Below are 20374 nucleotides of genomic sequence, written 5' to 3' on the forward strand. Positions count from 1 at the left end.
CAGGCTGGCGTGGCAGCCCACTGTGCAACAGACTAAGGAAGGGTAGTGATGCTCCGCTGCAAACCTCCGGCAAGACTTAATGCTCAAGCGCGCCATGGCGAACCGTCGATATGGGCGCTCAAGCCCGTGGCCCAGGCGATTGCCCTGTTGCTGGTGGCCGGCAGTGCCCAGGCGCAGACTGCATTCAGTGCCGGCTGGTTTGCCGACAAGGGCGCTGCCCAGGCCGCTAGTGCCGGCCAGCCGGGTGTACAGTTGCCGGGCATGCCGCCACCGTTGGCGCAACAGCAGCAGGCCAACCAGCAGTTGCAGCGGTCATTGGCCAACTTCAATAACAGCGTCGCCGCGATTGCCGCGCAACAGGCGGCGCAGGCCGCTGGCCGCCAGGCTGCCCTGGCTCGTCTGCCGACGGTGCCGGACGGCCTGGGGGAGGGCGGCCTGAAGGTCGATACCGGACTGACCCAGGGCTGGCTCAATGCCAAGGCGCCGGTGCAGACCCAGGCCGATGGCAAGACCACCGTGACCATCACCCAGACTGCCGACAAGGCCATTCTCAACTGGGAAACCTTCAACGTCGGGCGCAATACCACCGTCGATTTCTCCCAGCAGTCGAACTGGGCCGTGCTCAACCGGATCAACGACCCACAGTCGCGGCCAAGCGAGATCCAAGGCCAGATCAAGGGCAATGGCACGGTCATGCTGGTCAACCGCAACGGGGTAATCTTCAGCGGTACCAGCCAGGTCAACGTGCGTAACCTGGTGGCCGCCGCCGCAAACATCAGCGACTCCCAGTTCAGCAAGGGGTTGTATGTCGACAGCACCGGCACACAACCGACCTTTACCGATGCCGTGGGGCAGATCCAGGTAGAGCGCGGGGCGCAGATCCAGACCTTGAATCCCGCGACATCCACCGACTCGGGCGGTTATGCCTTGCTGCTGGGCAGCGAGGTGCTCAACGACGGCAGCCTGGTTACCCCGAACGGCCAGGTCACCCTGGCGGCGGGCGACAACTTCTATATTCGCCAAGGGCTATCCACTGCCGGCAACCCGCGTTCGACCACCCGTGGCAACGAGGTGGCCAGCACCCTGAACAGCGGCAGCCGTTCAGGGACGGTGATCAACAGCGGCTTGATCACCGCGTCCACCGGCGATATCACCTTGACTGGCCACCAGGTGCTGCAAAACGGCGTGATCGCCAGCAGCACCTCGACCAATACCCGTGGCACGGTGCACTTGCTCAACTCGGCGGGTGACAGTACCGGCAGCATCACCCTGGGCACGGGCAGCACCACCGCTATCCTGCTCGATGCCAGCACGACCGGCCTGGACAGCCAGCGCGCCGCCGCACTGGCCGCACTCAACGGTAGCCCGAGCAACCTGATCACCGGCAAGTTCGATAACCTGAGCAGCGTGGTCGACCGCATCGAGCAGTCTCGGGTGGAGATCGTCAGCGGCGGTACCGTGGATTTCCAGAACGGTTCGCTGACCCTCGCCACCGGCGGCCAGGTTGCGGTCAGCGCAGGGCAACGCAGCCTGGTGCGCGACGGCTCGATCATCGATGTATCCGGTGCGGTCGGAGTCAAGGTGGCCATGGAGGCCAACTCGATCAAGGTCAACGTGCAGGGCAACGAGCTGCGTGACGCTTCTGGCAACCGTGATGCAGGCAAGCTGAGCAGCAGCGATGTCTGGGTCGATGTGCGTGACCTGGTCTATGTACCGGCCGGCACCGACGGTTACCCCACGGCGCGTTGGTACACCGCCGGCGGCTTGTTGGAAGTCAGCGGTTACCTGGGCACGCAAGGGCATGGCGTCGGCGAGTGGATGGCCCAGGGTGGCACCCTGACGTTTACCGGCAAGGATGTGGTCACCCAGCAGGGCGCCCAGATCAATCTGTCCGGCGGTACCCTGGATGTGCAAAGCGGTTATATCAAACAGACCTGGCTGACGGGCTCCGACGGGCGTCTGTATGAGTTGTCCAGCGCCCCGGGCGACCTGCTCTACACCGGGGTCTACAAGGGGTTCGCCGATACGAGCGTGCGCTGGGGGCAGACGGATTATTACTACAATCCGTTGATCGCTCCGCGCCAGCGTTACGAGCTGGGTTACACCGTGGGTCGCGACGCCGGCAACCTGGTGATTTCGACCGGCAGCGCGGTACTTGAAGGTCAGGTGATCGGTGATGTGTATCAGGGGCCTCAACAGAATCAGGCCGCCAATCCGACCCTCGATGGTTATCAGCAATCGCAGACGGCGGTGGCTCGCCGCGCGCAATTGATCGCCGGCACCTACACACCGATCTATGACCCGATCGCGGGGGTGGTCAATTACAACCTCGGCGCCAGCCTGAATCAGGTCAGCTTCGCGGCCAACCCGACTGCCATCGCTGCGGGCGTGGACCTCGGTTCAGTGGTCCCGGTTAGCCGGCAGGGCACGTTGGTGCTGGACACCAACCAGCTCAACGGTTTCCAGCTGGGCGCAATCAAGGTCGCCGCCAAACAACAGATCGAGGTCGATAACAACCTGAGTGTCACCAATGGCGGCACCATCACCCTCTATGGCCCGCAAGTCACGGTGAATGCCGACCTGACGGCCCGTGGCGGTACGCTGCAATTGGGCAACGTATTGAATCAGATCGACCCTAATCAGTCGTTCAAGCTGCGAGACACGCTGATCGCAGCCCCCGGCAGTTCAGTGGCCAGTACCACCGTGGCCGCGGGTGTAACGCTCAACACCGCGGGCCTGTGGACCAACCAGTTGCTGGACTCGACCGACAACCAGGGCCTGCCCTATGTCAACGGCGGCCTGGTTTCCCTGCGCAGCAGCGGCAATCTGAGCCTGCAGGCCGGAAGCCTGATCGATGTGTCGTCCGGCGCGGTGTTGCAGGCCAACGGCAAGCTCCTCGGCGGCAAGGGGGGCAGCCTGATCCTGGCGGCCAATGCCGGGGGCTTCGGCGTGGGCGGTGTGCTGAGCCTGGGCGGCGATATTCGTGCCGTGGGTGTCAACGGCGGCGGCACCTTGACCCTGCAAAGCAGCCAGGTGGTGATCGGTACGCCGACAACACCGGTAAGCGGTGCGGTCGAACTGGACGGTGACTTCTTCAAGCAAGGTTTCTCGGCCTACGACATCACGGGTAACGAGGGGCTGACCGTCGCCGACGGTACTCAGGTGGACGTGAGCCAACCGGTCTATCGTCTGGGCGACAATGCCACCACCGTCGCTTCCGGCAGCGACCCGGCGCAGGCGCTGCAAATCTGGACACCTGACCTCTATCAACAGGATCCGCTCAAGGGCGTGCTGACTCAACGGCGCGGCGCCAGCTTGAGCCTGAAGGCCGGTACGCTCAACCCCACGGATGCACAGCGGGTGACCACTGTACTGACCGTGGGTAGCGGCGCGGTCATCACTGTCGATCCAGGTCAGGCCATCAGCCTGGGTAGTATTGGCCAGTTGACCGTGAACGGCACTCTGAATGCCTGGGGCGGGAAAGTCAGCCTCAATGAAGTCGGTGCCGTGGACCCTTCGCAGGATGTAAATGGCACAGGTAATAGTCGCTCTATCCTACTCGGCGATGAGGCGCTGATCGATGTCGCGGCAAGGGCGGCCACCGCGGTGGACATGCGTGGGCAAGTCTACGGCCAGGTGTCCGGCGGCGGCTCCATTGTCATCGGCGGCGGTGCAATCAATGCGGCGGCCGGCACCGCCACGGCGGCCGATCTTTTTATCGTGGTGAGCAAAGGTGCGCGCCTGGAGGCCTCGGGCACCCAGGCCAACCTGGATATCGCCGGTCAGGGCCGCACGCTGGTGGCCAGTAATGGCGGCAGCATTTCCCTGGGGTCCAACAATGGCCTCTATCTGTTGGGCAGTTTCACCGCCCGTGCCGGCGGCCAGGGGGCGGCGGGCGGCAGTCTGTCGGTGGTATTGCAGACGCCGCTTTACTCGCTCACTGGCGGCACAGTCCCGATAGCGACCGACCGCGTGTTGCAGGTTCGAGAACTGGTACTGGGGCAAACCGCCGACTCCGGCCTCGCTCCAGACCTCAATGCGCTGGTCTACGGCCACGGGCAACTGGCCGCCGATCAGGTCCAGACGGGTGGATTCGATAATCTCGCCCTCTACAGTCAGGGTTTCCTGTCCTTCAACGGTAATCTGGACCTTCGCTTGGGCCAGAGCCTGCAACTCTATGCTGGTGCATTCACGTTGCCGGAAAATGTGTCGGACAATATTCACGTCCATGTTGCCGCGCCTTCCCTGTTGCTCGCTGGGGTCCAGCCTCCAATCCTCTCATACGATACATCCCCCGTATCCACAGGAGGTTTTTCCAGTTCGTTATTACCGAGCCAAGCTGATTTTTCTGCCGAGGGGGCGGTGATCGACCTGCGCAACAATGTGGTGTTCGGTTCCAAAGGCTCCTTTGTCAAGAGCCGCGATGACCGGGCCCCAGTGGTGCAGCAGGTCGAGCGACGCGGTTTCGATCAGGTGAATCTGACCAGCCAGGGTGACTTGCGCTTTCTGGCAGGTATACCAACAGGTACCGCGACTCCATCGACGCAACTGATCACGGCTGGCGATCTGCATCTGAGCGCCGCGCAGTTGTATCCCGAAACGGGCAGTATCGCGGCAGTGTCAGCGGGGGCAGGGGATACACTGGGAACGCGGCTCTTGACCATAGGTCGCACCACCCAGGCGATTCCCCAACTGCCGTATTCGGCGTTTGGCAGCCTGACCCTGCTCGCCCCCAATATTGAGCAAGGCGGTGTGGTGCGCGCGCCGCTGGGGCTGATTCAACTTGGCAATGGCAGCACCAAACGCGTGGAGTTGCTGCCCGACAGTCTCACTTCCGTCAGCGGCAACGGCCTGATCATGCCTTACGGCGGGACCTCGGACGGGCAGACTTATCTGTACAACGGCCAGAACGTCACCTTGTATGGGCAGACTGGCTTGAGTGGTGGCAGTGGGATCGGCGTGGTCATGGGCGGCCAATCGGTCGTGGTTTCGGCCGGTGCCACTTTGGACCTCTCCGGTGGTGGCGACCTGCTTGGCGCCGGATTCGTTTCCGGCCGTGGCGGCTCCACCGACGCGCGCTACAACCCGCTGGTGCAAGTCAACCCCAACGGCACCTTCGTCTTGCCGGGCCTGGCGACCAACCCGGTGTATGCCATCGTGCCTGGCGTGCAGCAGGTGTATGCGCCGTCGGCGGGCAAGTCCGGCGCGCAGGATCCGGTGCTCGGCCAGCAAATCACCATTGGCGCCGGGGTACCGGGGTTGGCGCCGGGTACCTATACGCTGTTGCCTTCCACCTATGCACTGCTGCCCGGCGCTTTCAGGGTTGAATTGAACGGTCTGGCGGGTGTTGGCACGGGGGCTGGTGCACAGGCCATGCGCAACGGTTCCTGGAGCACTGCCGGGCAACTGTCGATCGCCAATACTGGCATTCGCAACAGCGTTGCCAGCCAGGTCATCCTGACATCGGCGAATGTATTGCGCACCTATTCGCAATATAACGAAACCAGCTATGACCAGTTTGCTATCGCCGATGCCGCCAGATTGGGCGTACCGCGCCCGATGATCGAAGCGGATGCGAAGAGCCTGCAACTGAACCTAGTGCAAGGTGCAACCGGCAGCGCCTTTTCGTTCGACGGCATCGGTCGCTTTGGTGCCGCTGAGGGCGGCCATGCCGGTACGGTCGGGGTGATCAGTTCGGGAGGCGCAATCGAGGTAGTATCAGCGGGAACACTTGCTCCGGCATCCTTTGTCGGGGTGACGGTAGACGATCGCAGCCTGAATGCCTTGGGCGCCGCAAGCCTGATGATCGGTGGCATGCCGGCGATCAGCTATGGACAGGGAGGAAATTACATCGGTTTGGGCTCCAACCTCAGCAGCAGCGTGGTGTTGCGTAGCGGCGCGAAACTGGCGGCTCCAGAGGTGCTGTTGGTGTCCAGCGGCGGAGCGATCACGGTCGAGCAGGGCGCCTCGATCAATACTCTAGGTATGGGGCCTACGGCATACGATGCCAGTCAGGGTTATATCTACGACCTGACGACGGTTGGCTTCCCCAGTACCACCCGCTACAACTTCCTCGGGGTTTCCAATGGCTTGCTCCAGGTTCTGGCACCTTCGTTGCCAGGTGACGCGGGCATCCATGTCGGGGTCTGCAGCTCGGCATCTTGCACGGGCCAGACCGAACTGTATTCCTCGGGCTCTATCGTCGTGGGCACGGGCAATGATTTCGTGCTTGCCGATAACGTACGCTATGGCACGCGCCACCTGACCCTGGCCCTGAGTGCCATCAACCTCGGAAGCGACCAGGCCCTGGCCGATGCCGCCACCCGCAACCTGTTGCCGGCAGGTCTGAGTTTGAATCAGAGCGTGCTGACACGCTTGCTCAAGGGCGATACCCAATACGGTGCTCCGGCCCTGGAAACCCTTGAACTGGCCGCTCACGACAGCGTGAATGTGTACGGCAGCACAACACTCGATACCTACGACCCTTTGACCGGCAAGTCGCTGCTCAGCAATCTGATCCTCAGTACCCCGGCCATTTATGGCGCCGGCGGTGCGGCTGATGTGGCGACCATTCACACCGCCGACCTGATCTGGAACGGCGCTGCCAACCCCGCTGGCAATGTGGTCGCCGGCGGTGCTGGCACAGGCAGCGGACGCTTGAATCTGCAGACCGAAACCCTGGAGTTCGGCTATGGTCCGTACGCACAACCCAATTCGGTCGCCAGCCTGGACCGGTTGCTCCTTGGCTTTTCCCAGGTCGATATCAGCGCCAGCCAACGGGTGACTGCCAACCACAAGGGCAGTCTGTCGGTGTACCAGAGCCAGGGCGCTTATCAGGCGGGCTCGGGCTTTGCCTATAGCGGTGGCAACCTGAATATCTCCACGCCCTTGTTGACGGGCGAAGCCGGCTCGGTGAACACCATCACCGTCGGTGGCGCGCTCAATGTCACGGCACTGTCCGGCACCCAGACCCGCACTGGCGGCCAGGGTGCAAAACTTTCGTTGAACGCCAACAGCCTGGCCCTGGACACCGCCGTGGTGTTGTCCAGCGGTCAATTGAACCTGACCGCTACGCAAGACCTGACGCTGGGTGACGGCGCGCAGATCGATATGGCCGGCCGAGCGATCAAATTCAATGATGTGACCCAATACAGCTGGGGCGGCGACGTCACCCTCAAAAGCATCACCGGCAATATCTACCAGGCCGCAGGTTCGCGTATCGACTTGTCGGCGCACAACAACCGTGCCGGTCAATTCACCGCCCAGGCCGTGGACCCGGCGGAAGGACTGGTCGACCTGCAGGGCAGCATCCTTGGCAGCAGCAGCGGCTTCTACGATGCCGGAGGTACCTATCTGCCTTACCTGGGCGGTTTTGCCAATATCCAGGCGCAGCGTCTGGGGGCAAATGGCGCTGAAGACGCTTCATTCGCCGCCCTCAACCAACGCCTGAACGCCGGGCAGGTCTATGGCGCCCGTACCTTCCAGATCAAGCAGGGCAACCTGACCATCGGCAATGACCTCAAGGCCAATGCCATTGTGATTTCGCTGGATAACGGCAGCCTGCTGGTCAACGGCAAGGTCGATGCCAGCGGCGTTCAGGTGGGCAGTATCAATCTGTCGGCCAGCCAGGGTCTGACTCTGGCCGGTAACGCAGTTCTGGATGCCCACGGCAGCGGTTTGCAAGTCGACAGCCAAGGCAAGATCATCGATTCGCCGAATCGCGCCATGGTCGAGCTGAATTCCGGCCAGGAACTGTTGACTCTGGCCAGTGGCGCCACCATCGACCTAAGGGCCGGCACTGGCGTGGCGTTGGGCAGCGGGCCGGGCCAGAACGATGGCCGGGCACGCGGCACCCTGGAGCTCGATGCACCGCGCCTGGGAGGGGTCTCGGCCGGCGATATCGCCATCGATGCCAGCGGTAACCTGGCGATTCGCGGGGCGCGCTCCATCGCGGTCAATGGCACCTGGCAGTATAGCGATGCGCCGCTGGGAACCGACCCTGCGGCCAGCGGCCGACCTTACCAGGTGATCACCCAGTCTTACCTGGATGGCATCGACCGGCAAAACAGCGCATTTGTCGATGCGGCGCTGCTTAACAACAATCTGCTGCAGAACAAACTCGCGGGTTTGTATAACGCTACTTATGGTGATGTTCTGCACCTGCGCCCTGCAGTAGAGATTGTCAGTGCCACGCCGGGTGGCGACCTGGTGGTCCAGGGTGATATCGACCTGTCGGGTTATCGTTACGCCAGCCTCAACCCGTTCACCCAGAAAACCGGGGTGTACGGTTCTGGCGAAGTGGGCAAGCTGGCCTTGCGCGCCGGCGGTGACCTTAATATCTACGGCAGCATCACCGACGGCTTTGCGCCGCCTCCGAAGACCGATGACGACACAGGCTGGTTGCTGTTGTCCGGGATCGACTTCTCGGGTGGCAATATCGTGGTACCCGGGGCGGGCGTGACCCTGGCCGACGGTACCCGTTTCCCGGCGGGCTCGACGCTGAACTACGATGTACCGCTCAGGGCCGTGACCCTGGTGTCGGGCACGCGTTTGCCCGTCAGCGTGACCCTGGACCAGCCATTGTCGCTGCCCGCCGGCACCGTGCTGGCTGCCGCTGTACGCGACAGCAACGGCAACCTGTTGTTCGCCGCCGGTACGCTGTTGACCCAGGCACAAAACCTGCCGGCCGGCACACAACTGGATGCCGGCACGCTACTAAGCGCCGATACCGCCCTGCGTGCATTCAGTTGGCCGAAGGGCGTGGCGTTGCCGAGCATCGCCGGCAGTTCCCAGTCATCAACCAATGTGCTCACACTCAATGGTGATCTGGCCCTGGCCCGCGGCGCACTGATTCCTTCAGGGACCAATGTGCTGCTGCCGGGCGGCGTGGGTTCGGTGCAACTGCGCCCTGAAGTCGCCGGACGCCAGGGCGAGCTCTGGGGCATAGCCCCAATGCTTGCCGAGGGCTCCCAATCATGGTCATTACGTTTGGTGGCAGGAGCGGACACCTCTGCGGCGGACAATCGTGTTGTGCAAGTTAGTCCTGTCCATGGCGACCTGCAGCTCGCCGACAGCCATTATGGTATGTATCGCGTTGGGACTCCGGTCTACACCGCACAAGGATCTCTTGATGCTTGGGGTGATCTCAGCATGGTTGGCCAACCTGTTGATTTCGTTGCCATAGGTTGGCCAACGTTCTGTACTGATATACCTGGAGATTGTGGAATAGATCCAAACGGGCCCTATACAGTCAAGGCGGGTAGCTCGCGCTTCAGTGTCATCCGCACAGGGGCTGCCGATCTTGAACTGGTGTCCGGCGGCAATTTGAGCATGGATTCGTTGTTTGGCGTCTACACAGCTGGCACGTCCTCCAGCGTGACTTCGGCCAATGACCCTTATAACCAGCCTAGGGCTCTGGGCCCTAATGGAACCGTCCTCAGTAGTGGCGGCGACAATCTGGTAAACGGCGGCAGCGACAGTGTTTATCGCGCCTGGTATCCCGGGGGCGGTGGTAACCTTACGCTCAAGGTCGGTGGTGATTTGAGTGGGAATATTGTCTTGCCCACCAATAATGGGATAACCAAACCCAATGGAGATACCGACCATGATTCGGCTAGTACCTCCGACTGGCTTTGGCGTCAGGGTAGTGGCAATGTCAATACAGGAACCTCACCACAGCCGACTGCATGGTGGATCAATTTCGGTACCTACGCTGCATCGCTGAGCGCCCCTCCCGGTGTCGATCAGATGCTCGGCTTTACCGGGTTCGGTACCTTGGGCGGCGGTAACCTGAACGTTCAGGTTGCAGGCAGTGCGGGTATCTTGGCGGGCATGGCTGGTCATGACATCGGCGGCGATAGTGTCAACCCGCGTACCCAGGGATTGGTATTGGCCGTGGGGAGCACGGGGCGAGTCGCCGCCGATGGCAGCGTGCAGGTGACCGGGGGCGGCAACCTGACCTTGAGGGTGGGTGGGGATCTGAACCCGGCAGCGACCGCCGCCATCAACAATCAGGCCACCGACGATCAGAACGGGGTAATCACCAACTTGCGTGGTCACGTCGTATTGGACAGCACCACTGTTGGCGCATTGACACTCTTGTATGGCAGTAACGACAGACAGCAGGCGCCTGGAGAAACCCGTGGCTACACAGCCTTCACTTCAACGCGAAGCCTTGCGGGCGGGGGCCTGACGTTGGTACCGGGAGATGCAACCTTTGACCTGTCGACGTTGGGCGATCTGGTCGTACAAACGGTGAGCGACCCAGGGCGCGTCGTTGCGCTGAATGCGTCGCCTTACCTGGCCAGCGATGGCAGCCATGGCAATGGCCTGAGCTGGTTCTCGCTGTGGACCGACCACACGGCCATCAACCTGTTCTCAGCGGGCGGCAACCTGACGCCAGTGTTCGCAGGGGCGGCCTCCGACAATGCCGTGGTCTATCCTTCTATCCTGAATGGCATTGCCGCGAACGGCAGTATTTATTACGGTGATGCGGCCAACAGCAACTCTGCTGCTACCGTTGCCGCCGCGCTAACCCTGGCGCCCTCGAACAAAGGGCAGTTGCAGCTTCTGGCCGCCAATTCGATCTATGGCGGTAATCTGACGATCAGCCAATCCAGCGCAAACCCGGACGCGCTGACCACGCCTGAACGGCCTGCATTTGTTGCACAATCGTCAAGCGGTCTTCCAATTGCTGGCAGTAGCAATCTATCGGCGGATGGCAACCAGCTCTTCTTCGGCAGCGTCGGGCCTTTGTTCGCGTTCGGTCCCGATAGTGTTTCTGGACAGTGGAACCCAGACGCTGAGCCTGCACGCTTCTATGCGCTGACTGGAGACCTGATCGGGGTAAGAACGGGTCGTATCGTTACTTACAGTGTTACCTCCGATTCCCGTTATGGTCAAACCTGGTATGAAGGCGGTGGACCGGTCTGGATGCAGGCGGGGCGAGATATTGTCAGCAGTGGTAGTTCACCTGCCGGAGAAGTCGACTATCGAAGTACCTATCGAACAGTTGGCAACCTCTTCGTCCAAAACAACCCCACCGACATCTCCCTGGTCTCGGCCGGTCGCGACATCCTCTACAGCAACTTCAATGTCGCCGGTCCCGGCACCCTGGTGGTCAGTGCGGGGCGCAATGTCCTGATGGCGGACAAGACCAGCATCACCAGCCTCGGCGCCGTGGTACCTGGCGACTCCCGCCCGGGCGCCAGCATCGTCATGCAGGCCGGCGTCGGCCCCAACGGTCCTGACTACCAGGCCTTTATCGCCCCCTACCTGGACCCGTCGAATCAGGCCCAGGCCGGAACGCCGCTGGCCAGCCAGCCGGGCAAGGTGGCCAAGACCTACGACACCGAACTGGTGGCCTGGCTCGGCGAGCGTTATGGCTTTACCGGCAGCGTCGACGAAGCACGAGCCTATTACGCCGCGCTACCGCCCCAGCAGCAGGACATCTTCGCCCGCAGCGTCTACTTCGCCGAACTCAAGGCCGCCGGCCGCGAATACAACCTGGTCGGTGGTATCCGCCAGGGCAGCTACCTGCGCGGTCGAGATGCGATTGCCGCGCTGTTCCCGGAGAAGGACGTCGCCGGCAACCCGATCCTCTACCAGGGCGCGATCACCCTCTATGGTCCATCGGGCGTACACACCAACTTCGGCGGCGATATCCAGATGCTTGCCCCCGGTGGCGGCCTGGTGTTCGGTATCGAAGGCGCCGCACCGCCGTCCACGGCGGGGATCATCACCCAGGGCCAGGGCGACATCCAGTTGTTTGCCCAGAACAACATCCTGCTGGGCCAGAGCCGGGTCATGACCACCTTCGGCGGTTCGATCACCGCCTGGTCGGCCGCTGGCGACATCAACGCCGGTCGCGGTTCCAAGACCACCGTGGTCTATACGCCGCCCAAGCGGGTCTATGACTCCTGGGGCAACGTGAGCCTGTCGCCGGCGGTGCCGAGCACCGGGGCCGGTATTGCCACCCTGAACCCGATTCCGGAGGTGCTGCCGGGGGATATCGACCTGATCGCGCCACTGGGCACCATCGATGCGGGGGAGGCGGGGATCCGCGTCTCGGGCAACGTCAATATCGCCGCCTTGCAGGTGGTGAACGCGGCGAATATCCAGGTGCAGGGCAAGTCTTCGGGCGTGCCGGTGGTGGCCTCGGTCAATACCGGGGCGATCACCTCGGCCAGCGCCGCGGCCACCTCGGCGGTCCAGGCTGCCGACAACGTTGCACGCCAGCAGCAGGCCAGTGCGCGACAGAACCAACCCTCGGTGTTCAGCGTGCAGGTCCTGAGCTTCGGCCAGGAACGCCTGGAGCCTTCGGGCGACGGTGCCAGCCGTGGCACGCCGAACTACAACCCCGACAGCCCGGTGCAGGTGCTGGGTGCCGGGACGTTGAGCGAGCAGGCCCGGGCCCGTCTGACCGAGGAGGAGAGGGGCAATCTGACCTTGTAATGAACCGATGTTTCTCCTCAGGGGCGGCCGTAATGGCCGCCTTTTTTTTGCCTGCGAAACCGTCTTCCACACACCTCGAACGCCGCCATGGAATGAAGCTTTTATGACAAAAGTTCGGTAGCACAAGGCCAGCCCGGTCATGGATATGTGAAGCGGTCAAGGGCACGCAAGGGGACCTGTCCCCATGCCATGGCAAGGCCGGCAGAGAGACGAGGAGAACTATGGAACGTTACTCGAAGGTGGGCATGCAGGAACTGGATCAGCGTTTGTCGAAGATCGTCGAGGCGGCCCGCAAGAAGCCCGTCTCGGTCTATCGCTACGGCGCGCCCTGGGTCTGGATTGTCTCCCAGGACGATTGGCAGGGCGCCCTGAAGGAAGTCTCCAGCTATATCCCGCCCGGCCATTCCCTGGTGTTGCTGCGTCCGCAGATCGACGACCTGCTCGACGACGATCGTGAATTCCTGCGCTCGCTGAATGCCGACTCCGGCATGCAGATCGCCCCCCAGACCGTCATGCACATTCTCTTGCTGCAACTGCTGTATTCGGTACCCAGCGAGCAGCAACTCTACGAGCAGCTCAATTACAACCTGCTGTTCCGCTGGTTCGTCGGCCTCGACCTGAACCAGAAGGTCTGGAACTTCAGTGTGCTGAGCAAGGACATCGCCACGCTGCTGGATCACCCACAGGCGGTGCTGTTGATCCAGAAAATCATCGGTGAAGTGTTCTGCGGCGCCTTGCTGCAGATGCCGGAGTTCTCCCTGAACTTCGCCCAGCTGCATACCTGGCTGGCCCGGCACCCGTCGATATCGAACGTGAATAACTGAAGTGTCCGGGGTATTGACCCGGGCCCATACGGCCTCGACTGCGTTCGTGGCCATTTTGAATCAAGGGGGCGGTGTGGAGCATTTGTTCTTCAAGAGGGCACGACCGGGACTGGCCGGGCACTGGCTGCCGGTGTGTGGCGGCCTGGTCCTGGCGGTGCTGGGGCGTCCGCTGCTGGCCGATGACGCGCCGGCCAAGTTGGTCGACGTCAACGAATATGTCGTGCGTGGCAACACCGTGCTGCAAGCGCGGGATATCGAGGAAGCGGTGTACCCGTTCCTCGGTCCGCAAAAGGCCCTGAGCGATATCGAGGGCGCCCGCGAGGCCTTGCAGAAAAGCTACCAGGCCAAGGGTTATCAGTCGGTGTACGTCGAGTTGCCGGAGCAGAAGGTCGAGGGCGGCATTGTCTACCTGCAGATCAGCGAAACCAAGGTCGGTCGGGTCCGGGTGGTCGGTGCCCAGCACTATTCGCCGGTGGAGATCCGTGACGATGTCCCGGCCTTGAAGGAAGGCGACGTCCCCAACTTCGCCCATGTCCAGAGTGAACTGGCGGCGCTGAACAAGAGCCCCGGCCGCCAGGTCATGCCGCTGGTCCGCGAAGGCCAGCGCCCGGGGACCATGGACGTCGACCTGCAAGTCGACGACAAGAACCCCTGGCACGGCAGTGTCGGCCTGAACAACGACCACAGCGCCGACACCAAGGACCTGCGCGCCGTCACCTCGATCGGCTACGACAACCTCTGGCAGTTGGGCCACAGCATCTCCCTGACCTATTTCACCGCACCGGAGGACCAGAGCAATGCCAAGGTCTGGTCCGGCTCTTACAGCGCACCGCTGAACGACCGCTGGGCCGTGCAGTTTTCCGGTTACCAGTCCGACAGCAACGTCGCCACCATCGGCGGCAGCAACGTGCTCGGCAAGGGCCATTCCTATGGCGTCTCGGGCATCTACACCGTGCCGGGGGGCGGCATCTGGTCCAACTCGCTGTCGCTGGGGGTGGACTTCAAGGACTTCAAGGAGCAGCTCAAGCTCGGCGGCAGCAGCGACACGGTACCGCTCAAGTACGCACCGCTGACCTTCGGTTACAACGGCTACCGCTACACCGAGAAATCCCAGCTGGGTCTGGGCCTGAGCCTGGTGGTCGGTACCCGGGCGTTCTTCGGCTACGGCAGCAATGACCAGGACTTCGATAACAAGCGTTACCGCGCCAGCCCCAGTTTCGCCCTGCTCAAAGGCGACCTGAGTTACACCCAGGATATTTTCGGCGAGTGGCAGAGCGCGTCCAAGACCTCGTTCCAACTGGCCTCCGGGCCGCTGATTTCCAACGAGCAGATGTCCGCCGGCGGCGCCACCTCGGTGCGCGGCTACCTCGCCGCGGAAGTCACCGGCGATCAAGGCTTTCTGTTTTCCCAGGAGCTGCGCACGCCGTCCCTGGCCAAGTACCTGGGCAGCTATGTCCAGGAGTGGCGCTTGTATGCCTTCGCCGAGGGTGCCCAGTTGTACCTGCGCGAGCCGCTGCCTGAACAGAAAGCCGATTACAGCCTGGCCAGTGTCGGTCTCGGCACTCGGGCCAGCCTGAGCAAATGGCTGTCCGGCAGCCTCGACTGGGGCTACCCGCTGGTCAACGGACCGAACACGCAGAAGCAGGACTCGCGTTTGCATTTCAGCCTGCAAGCGACTTTCTGAACCTAATTACGGAGCAATTTTCATGCAGCGCCTGATGATATCCCTGTTGATCTGCCTGGGCCTCGCGCTCCCGGCGACCGCCAATGCCTGGTGGCAGGACGACTGGCACTACCGCAAGCAGATTACCGTCGACACCACGGCACAAGGCGCGGCGATCAACGACGCTCCCGGCCGTAGCAGCCTGCTGGTACGCCTGCATACCGGCAACTTCACCTTCGACGGGGTCAAGGAGGACGGCTCGGACCTGCGCTTTGTCGCGGCGGACGACAAGACCCAGCTCAACTACCAGATCGAAAGCTTCGACCCGCTGATGGGCATGGCGCTGATCTGGGTCGATGTGCCCAAGGTCGAAGGGGGCCAACGCCAGGACCTGTGGATGTACTACGGCAACGCGAAGGCACCGGCGATCAGCAACGGCCAGCTGGCTTTCGATCCCAACTACACCGCGGTCTATCACTTCGACGGCGCGGTGGGTACGCCACCCAAGGATGCCACAGCTTTTGCCAACAACGCGCAGAACGCCACTGGCAACCGTATCGACGGTGTGATCGGTGGTGCCTTGCAGTTGGGCGGCCAGGCCTTGTCGCTGCCGGCCAGCCCGTCGCTGCAATACAGCGCCGGCGGTGCCCTGACCCTGAGCGCCTGGGTGCGCCTGGACCAGGCCACGGGCGAGCAGTCGGTGATCACCCGCCGTGAAGGCGCTCATGCCTTTGTGCTCGCTGTCAGCCAGGGCACGCCATTCGTGGAGGTCAATGGCCAGCGCGGGGTTTCGACCCAGGCGCTGAACCCGGGGCAATGGCAGCACCTGGCCGTCACCGTCCAGGGCAGCAAGGTGACGCTGTTCGTCAACGGTCGCGAGACCGCGAGCCTGGCCCAGGAAGTCCCTGCGTTCAACTCGCCGATCGCCGTGGGTGCCGAGTTGCCGGTCGCCGCCGCCGATCCGGCGGCTCCGGTCGCCGCGCTCTACCAACCCTTCCAGGGCGCCATCGACGAACTGCGCCTGTCCAAGGTCGTGCGTCCGGCCGCCGCGTTGCTGGCCGATGCCATGTCCCAGGGGGCCGAATCGAAGCTGGTGGCCTATGGTGCCGATGAAGAGCAGTCGGGCTTCGGCTTCGGCAGCCTGGGCTTCCTGCTCAAGGCGGTGCCGGCGGACGCCTGGGTGATCATCGCGGTCCTGGTGCTGATGATGTTCCAGTCGTGGTTCATCATGATCCGCAAGAACAGCGCCCTGGGCCGGGTCAGCCGGGCCAACGAGATCTTCCGCGAACAATTCGCCCAGATCGGCACCCGCCTGGAAATGTTTGCCGACGACCAGGACCTGGCCCGACGCCTGGAGCATTCCTCGCTGTGGCGCCTGTACCTGGTGGCGGTCAAGGAGATCCGTACTCGCCGTGCCCAGGGCGCCGATACCTCGACGGTCTCGGCGGCGACCATCGAGGCGATCCGCTGCTCCATGGACGGCGTGCGCACCCGGGAAAACCAGCAACTGAGCTCGAAGCTGTCGACCCTGTCCAATGCCATCGCCGGCGGCCCTTATATCGGCCTGCTCGGCACCGTGCTGGGGATCATGGTGGTGTTCCTCGGCACGGCCATGGCCGGTGACGTGAATATCAACGCCATCGCCCCCGGCATGGCGGCGGCCTTGCTGGCCACGGCCATGGGCCTGTTTGTCGCGATCCCGGCGCTATTCGGCTACAACCGCCTGATCACCCGCAACAAGGAAGTCAGCGCCGACATGCGGGTGTTCGTCGACGAGTTCATCACCCGCCTGGCCGAGATGCACGGCGAGAGCCACTCCCACGAAAACGCCCAGCGCCGTGGCCTGCATGCCGATCAACCAACCACGTCGATTCCGGCCTGAGGGGAACAGCCATGGCTAGCGTAAATGCCTCCCACGACGATGACGATGATGCGCCAGTGGACAGCATCAATATCACGCCCCTGGTGGACGTGCTGATGGTGGTGCTGGTGATGTTCATCCTCACCGCCACCGCCCAGGTCTCGGGCATCCAGATCCACCTGCCCAAGGCCAGCGCCTCGGTGTCGCTGTCCCAGGCCAAGACCAAGGCCATCTCGGTCAACGACGGTGGCCAGGTGTTTCTCGACGCCTATCCGGTGACGCTGCCGGAGCTGGAGGAGCGCCTGCGCATCGAGAAGGCCCAGAGTCCGGACTTTCCGATCATCGTGCGCGGCGACGCCACGGTGCAGTACCAGAAAGTCATCGAAGTGCTTGACCTGCTGCGGCGCCTGGAGTTGTCCCAGGTCGGGCTGGTCACCGGCAAACCGACCCAGGGCTGACCATGACCGCGAAATTACCGATCAGCCCCGACCCCGTGAAGAAGTCGCCGTTGCGCCCGTTGAAATGGGGCGCGGGGCTGCTGCTGGGGGCCGTTGCGGCCTGGTTCCTGTGGCAGTGGGCCCACGACATGAGTGGTGTGCGCCGGGAGGCACCGAAGGTGCCGATGCTGATTCCGTTGCCGCCACCTCCGCCACCGCCACCCGAGCCGGAAAAACCCAAGGAGCCGGAAACCCCGGTGGAAGAAAAGATCCCCGAACCGACCCCGGAACCGGAACAGGTCAAGCCCCAGGACGAAGCGCCGCCGTCACCGGTCAACGACCTGGAAAACCCGATGCAGATCGACGGCGACGCCCAGTCTGGCGGTGACGCTTTCAACATCGGCGCGGGCAAGGGCGGCGGCATGGCCGGAGCCGGAGGAGGGCGCCTGGGTAACGGCACCTACAGCCAGTTCCTGGCGTATTCCTTCCAGCGTTTGCTCAAGGAAGACCCGCAACTGCGCAACCTGGCTTTTGCGCTGCAGACCGATATCTGGCTGAGCGCGGCCGGAGAGATCACCCGGGCCGAGCTGGTCAAGTCCAGTGGCGATCCGAAGCTCGATGCCCAGGTACTGGCCGCCCTGCGCGCCGCGCCGCGTTTGAGCGAACGGCCGCCGGCCTCGATCACCCTGCCGGTGCGTATTGCCTTGCAAGGCCGGCGTCCCGGCTAGTTCACCCCATTCGCAGTCTTGTCATAGGAGTTGTGTGCAAATGATTTCCAATGTGAATCGATTGAGCCTGGCGGTCGGCCTGGTCATCGCGACCCTGGTCGGCCAGGCGGCAGCGGCAACGCCCGCGGCGCCGTCGGAAAACGCCACGATCAACCTGATCCGCCTGCTGGTGCAGCAGGGCGTGCTCAAGCAGGAACAGGCCGACGGGCTGATCGCCCAGGCCGAGAAAGAAGCCCTGCAGGCGCGCCAGGCCAGCGCCGTTGCCGCCAGCGGGCCGCCCGCGACGCCAGGCGAGGTTCGCGTGCAATACGTCCCGGCCATTGTCCGCGATCAGATCCGCGACCAGGTCAAGGCCGAAGTCATGGCCACCGCCAAGCAGGAAAACTGGGCGCAGCCCAATACCTTCCCGGATTGGGTCTCGCGCATCAGCTTCGACGGCGACCTGCGCCTGCGCGACGAGTCGCGTTATTACTCCAGCGGCAACAGCAACCAGATCGTCGACTTTGCCAAGCTCAATGCCAGCGGCCCCTACGACGTCAACCCGAAAACCAGCACCAGCCTGCCACCGTTGCTCAACACCCGCGAAGATCGCGGCGACTCCCTGCGCATCCGCGCCCGGCTGGGTATGAAGGCGGTTGTCGCCCCGGACTGGACCGCTGGCATCCGCATCGGCACCGGTACCGACAACAACCCGGTCTCGACCACCCAGGTGCTCGGCGGTGGTTTCGCCAAGAAAGACCTCTGGCTCGACCAGGGCTACCTGACCTGGAAGTACTCCGACCGCTTGAGCCTGACCGGCGGGCGTATCGCCAACCCGTTCTTCTCCACCGACATCTTGTATTCCCCCGACCTGAACTTCGACGGCGTGGCGGCGATCTTCAACCAGAAGCTCAATGCCGACTGGGGCGTGTTCGGCACCGTTGGCGCGTTCCCCATCGAGTACAGCTCCGACACCGCCAGCAGCAACGGCTATGACAAGCAAAAAAGCGCCGACAAGTGGCTTTACGGTCTGCAAGCCGGGGCGACCTGGCAGTTCAGCGAGCACAACAAGCTCAAGGGGGCGTTGGCCTACTATCGTTTCGACGACATCGAAGGCCAGCGCTCCGACACCTGTAGACCTTGGGCCGGGGACCCGGGTTGCAGCTCCGACGGCACCCGCGCCGCGTTCATGCAGAAGGGCAACACGGTGTTCCTGCTGCGGGACATCGCCATCAACCCTTTGACCCCGACCACCACGGCACAACCGCAATTCGTCGGCCTGGCCTCGAAGTTCAATCTGCTGGACCTGAACCTGGTGCTCGACAGCGACCTGCCGGAAGACTTCAAGCTGCGCAGCCAGGCCGACTACGTGCACAACCTGGGCTACGACGAAGGCGAAATGAACCGACGGGCCGCGGGCCAGATCGTCAACAACCTGGACAACGACGGCAAAATCCAGAGCGGCGCCAATGCCATGATGGTCCAGTTCACCCTCGGCAACGCCCTGGACCTCAAGCGCCAGGGCGACTGGAACGTCTTCGGCGGCTACAAGTACATCCAGCCGGATGCCTTGCCCGACGGTTTCAACGACAACTCGTTCCACCTCGGCGGGACCAACGCCAAGGGCTTCTTCCTCGGGGCCAACTACGGCCTGGACAAGAACGTGATCGCCACCGCGCGCTGGCTCAACTCGGAGGCGGTGTATGGCGCGCCGTTCGATATCGATGTCATGCAGCTTGAAATCAACACGCGCTTCTAAGCGCGAGGGAGACCCCATGAACATGCGAGCCCAGGTGCGTTGGTCGACGTTGTTGCTGCTGGTCGGCGTGGCGCTGGCCAATGGCGCGTCCGCCGAAGGCATGGAAGAGCGCCTGCGCACCCAGTTGCGTAGCACCACCCAGCAATTGCAAGCGTTGCAGAGCGAACAGGCCCAGGCCGGCGCGGCACGGATCGCCGCCGAAAACCAGACCAAGGCGGCCCAGGCGCAGATCAAGCAGCTCGAAGCAGAGCTGGCCAAGGCCAAGGGGTTGAGCGAGCAGTTGGCCGGCCAGCAACAGAACCTGCAAAACCAGGCCCAGGCGTTTGCCGCCGCCAGCAACGAACAGTTGGGCAAGTTCAAGAAAGCCTATGACGACCTGCTGGTGCTGGCCAAGGCCAAGGAAGCCGAGCGCGCGCGCTTGCAGGTGCAGTTGACCGAGCGTGACATACAAGTGCAGCAATGTTCGGTCAAGAATCAACAGATGTACGGGGTCGCCAAGGAGATCCTCGCCGCCTACGAAAAAATCGATGTGGCCGAGGTGATGAAGATTCGCCAGCCGTTTGCCGGCGGGGCCCGGGTCAAGTTCGAGGAAATGGCGCAGACCTTCGGCGACAACCTCTACAAGAACCAGTTCGATGCGACCCACGCATCCGTCAATCAATGACCTGCA

8 protein-coding genes are annotated in these 20374 nt (G+C 63.0%); all 8 read left to right on the forward strand.

All coding sequences use genetic code 11. The features are described from left to right. The first annotated feature begins 48 nt into the window (after nt 1-48). The 8 genes from HX830_RS03250 (at nt 49) to HX830_RS03285 (ending at nt 20368) form a co-directional block, all read left to right on the forward strand. Complete coding sequence (locus HX830_RS03250; RefSeq protein WP_177098957.1) at nt 49-12453, forward strand: filamentous haemagglutinin family protein; 12405 nt, start codon at nt 49-51, stop codon at nt 12451-12453. Between the two features lie 221 nt (nt 12454-12674). Continuing rightward, nucleotides 12675-13277: a transposase gene (locus tag HX830_RS03255; protein WP_177098958.1), complete on the forward strand. Its 603-nt coding sequence runs from the start codon at nt 12675-12677 to the stop codon at nt 13275-13277. Between the two features lie 73 nt (nt 13278-13350). Beyond that, the gene (locus tag HX830_RS03260; RefSeq protein ID WP_177099240.1) at nt 13351-14961 is read left to right on the forward strand and encodes a ShlB/FhaC/HecB family hemolysin secretion/activation protein; all 1611 of its coding nucleotides are present in this window, start codon (nt 13351-13353) and stop codon (nt 14959-14961) included. Between the two features lie 22 nt (nt 14962-14983). Further along, on the forward strand, nt 14984-16822 hold the full coding sequence (locus tag HX830_RS03265) for a DUF2341 domain-containing protein (protein WP_177098959.1): 1839 nt from the start codon (nt 14984-14986) through the stop codon (nt 16820-16822). Between the two features lie 11 nt (nt 16823-16833). Continuing rightward, on the forward strand, nt 16834-17259 hold the full coding sequence (locus HX830_RS03270; protein WP_103495630.1) for an ExbD/TolR family protein: 426 nt from the start codon (nt 16834-16836) through the stop codon (nt 17257-17259). 2 nt (nt 17260-17261) lie between these two features. Continuing rightward, on the forward strand, nt 17262-17966 hold the full coding sequence (locus HX830_RS03275) for an energy transducer TonB family protein (RefSeq protein WP_152738895.1): 705 nt from the start codon (nt 17262-17264) through the stop codon (nt 17964-17966). 40 nt (nt 17967-18006) lie between these two features. Next, on the forward strand, nt 18007-19704 hold the full coding sequence (locus tag HX830_RS03280) for a putative porin (RefSeq protein ID WP_152738897.1): 1698 nt from the start codon (nt 18007-18009) through the stop codon (nt 19702-19704). Nucleotides 19705-19720: 16 nt separating this feature from the next. Further along, nucleotides 19721-20368, forward strand: coding sequence for a DNA repair protein (locus tag HX830_RS03285; protein ID WP_177098960.1), 648 nt, complete (start codon nt 19721-19723; stop codon nt 20366-20368). Nucleotides 20369-20374: the final 6 nt, after the last annotated feature.

Origin of the sequence: Pseudomonas gingeri (genome assembly GCF_013385425.1) — a bacterium.
Classification (GTDB): domain Bacteria; phylum Pseudomonadota; class Gammaproteobacteria; order Pseudomonadales; family Pseudomonadaceae; genus Aquipseudomonas; species Aquipseudomonas gingeri_D.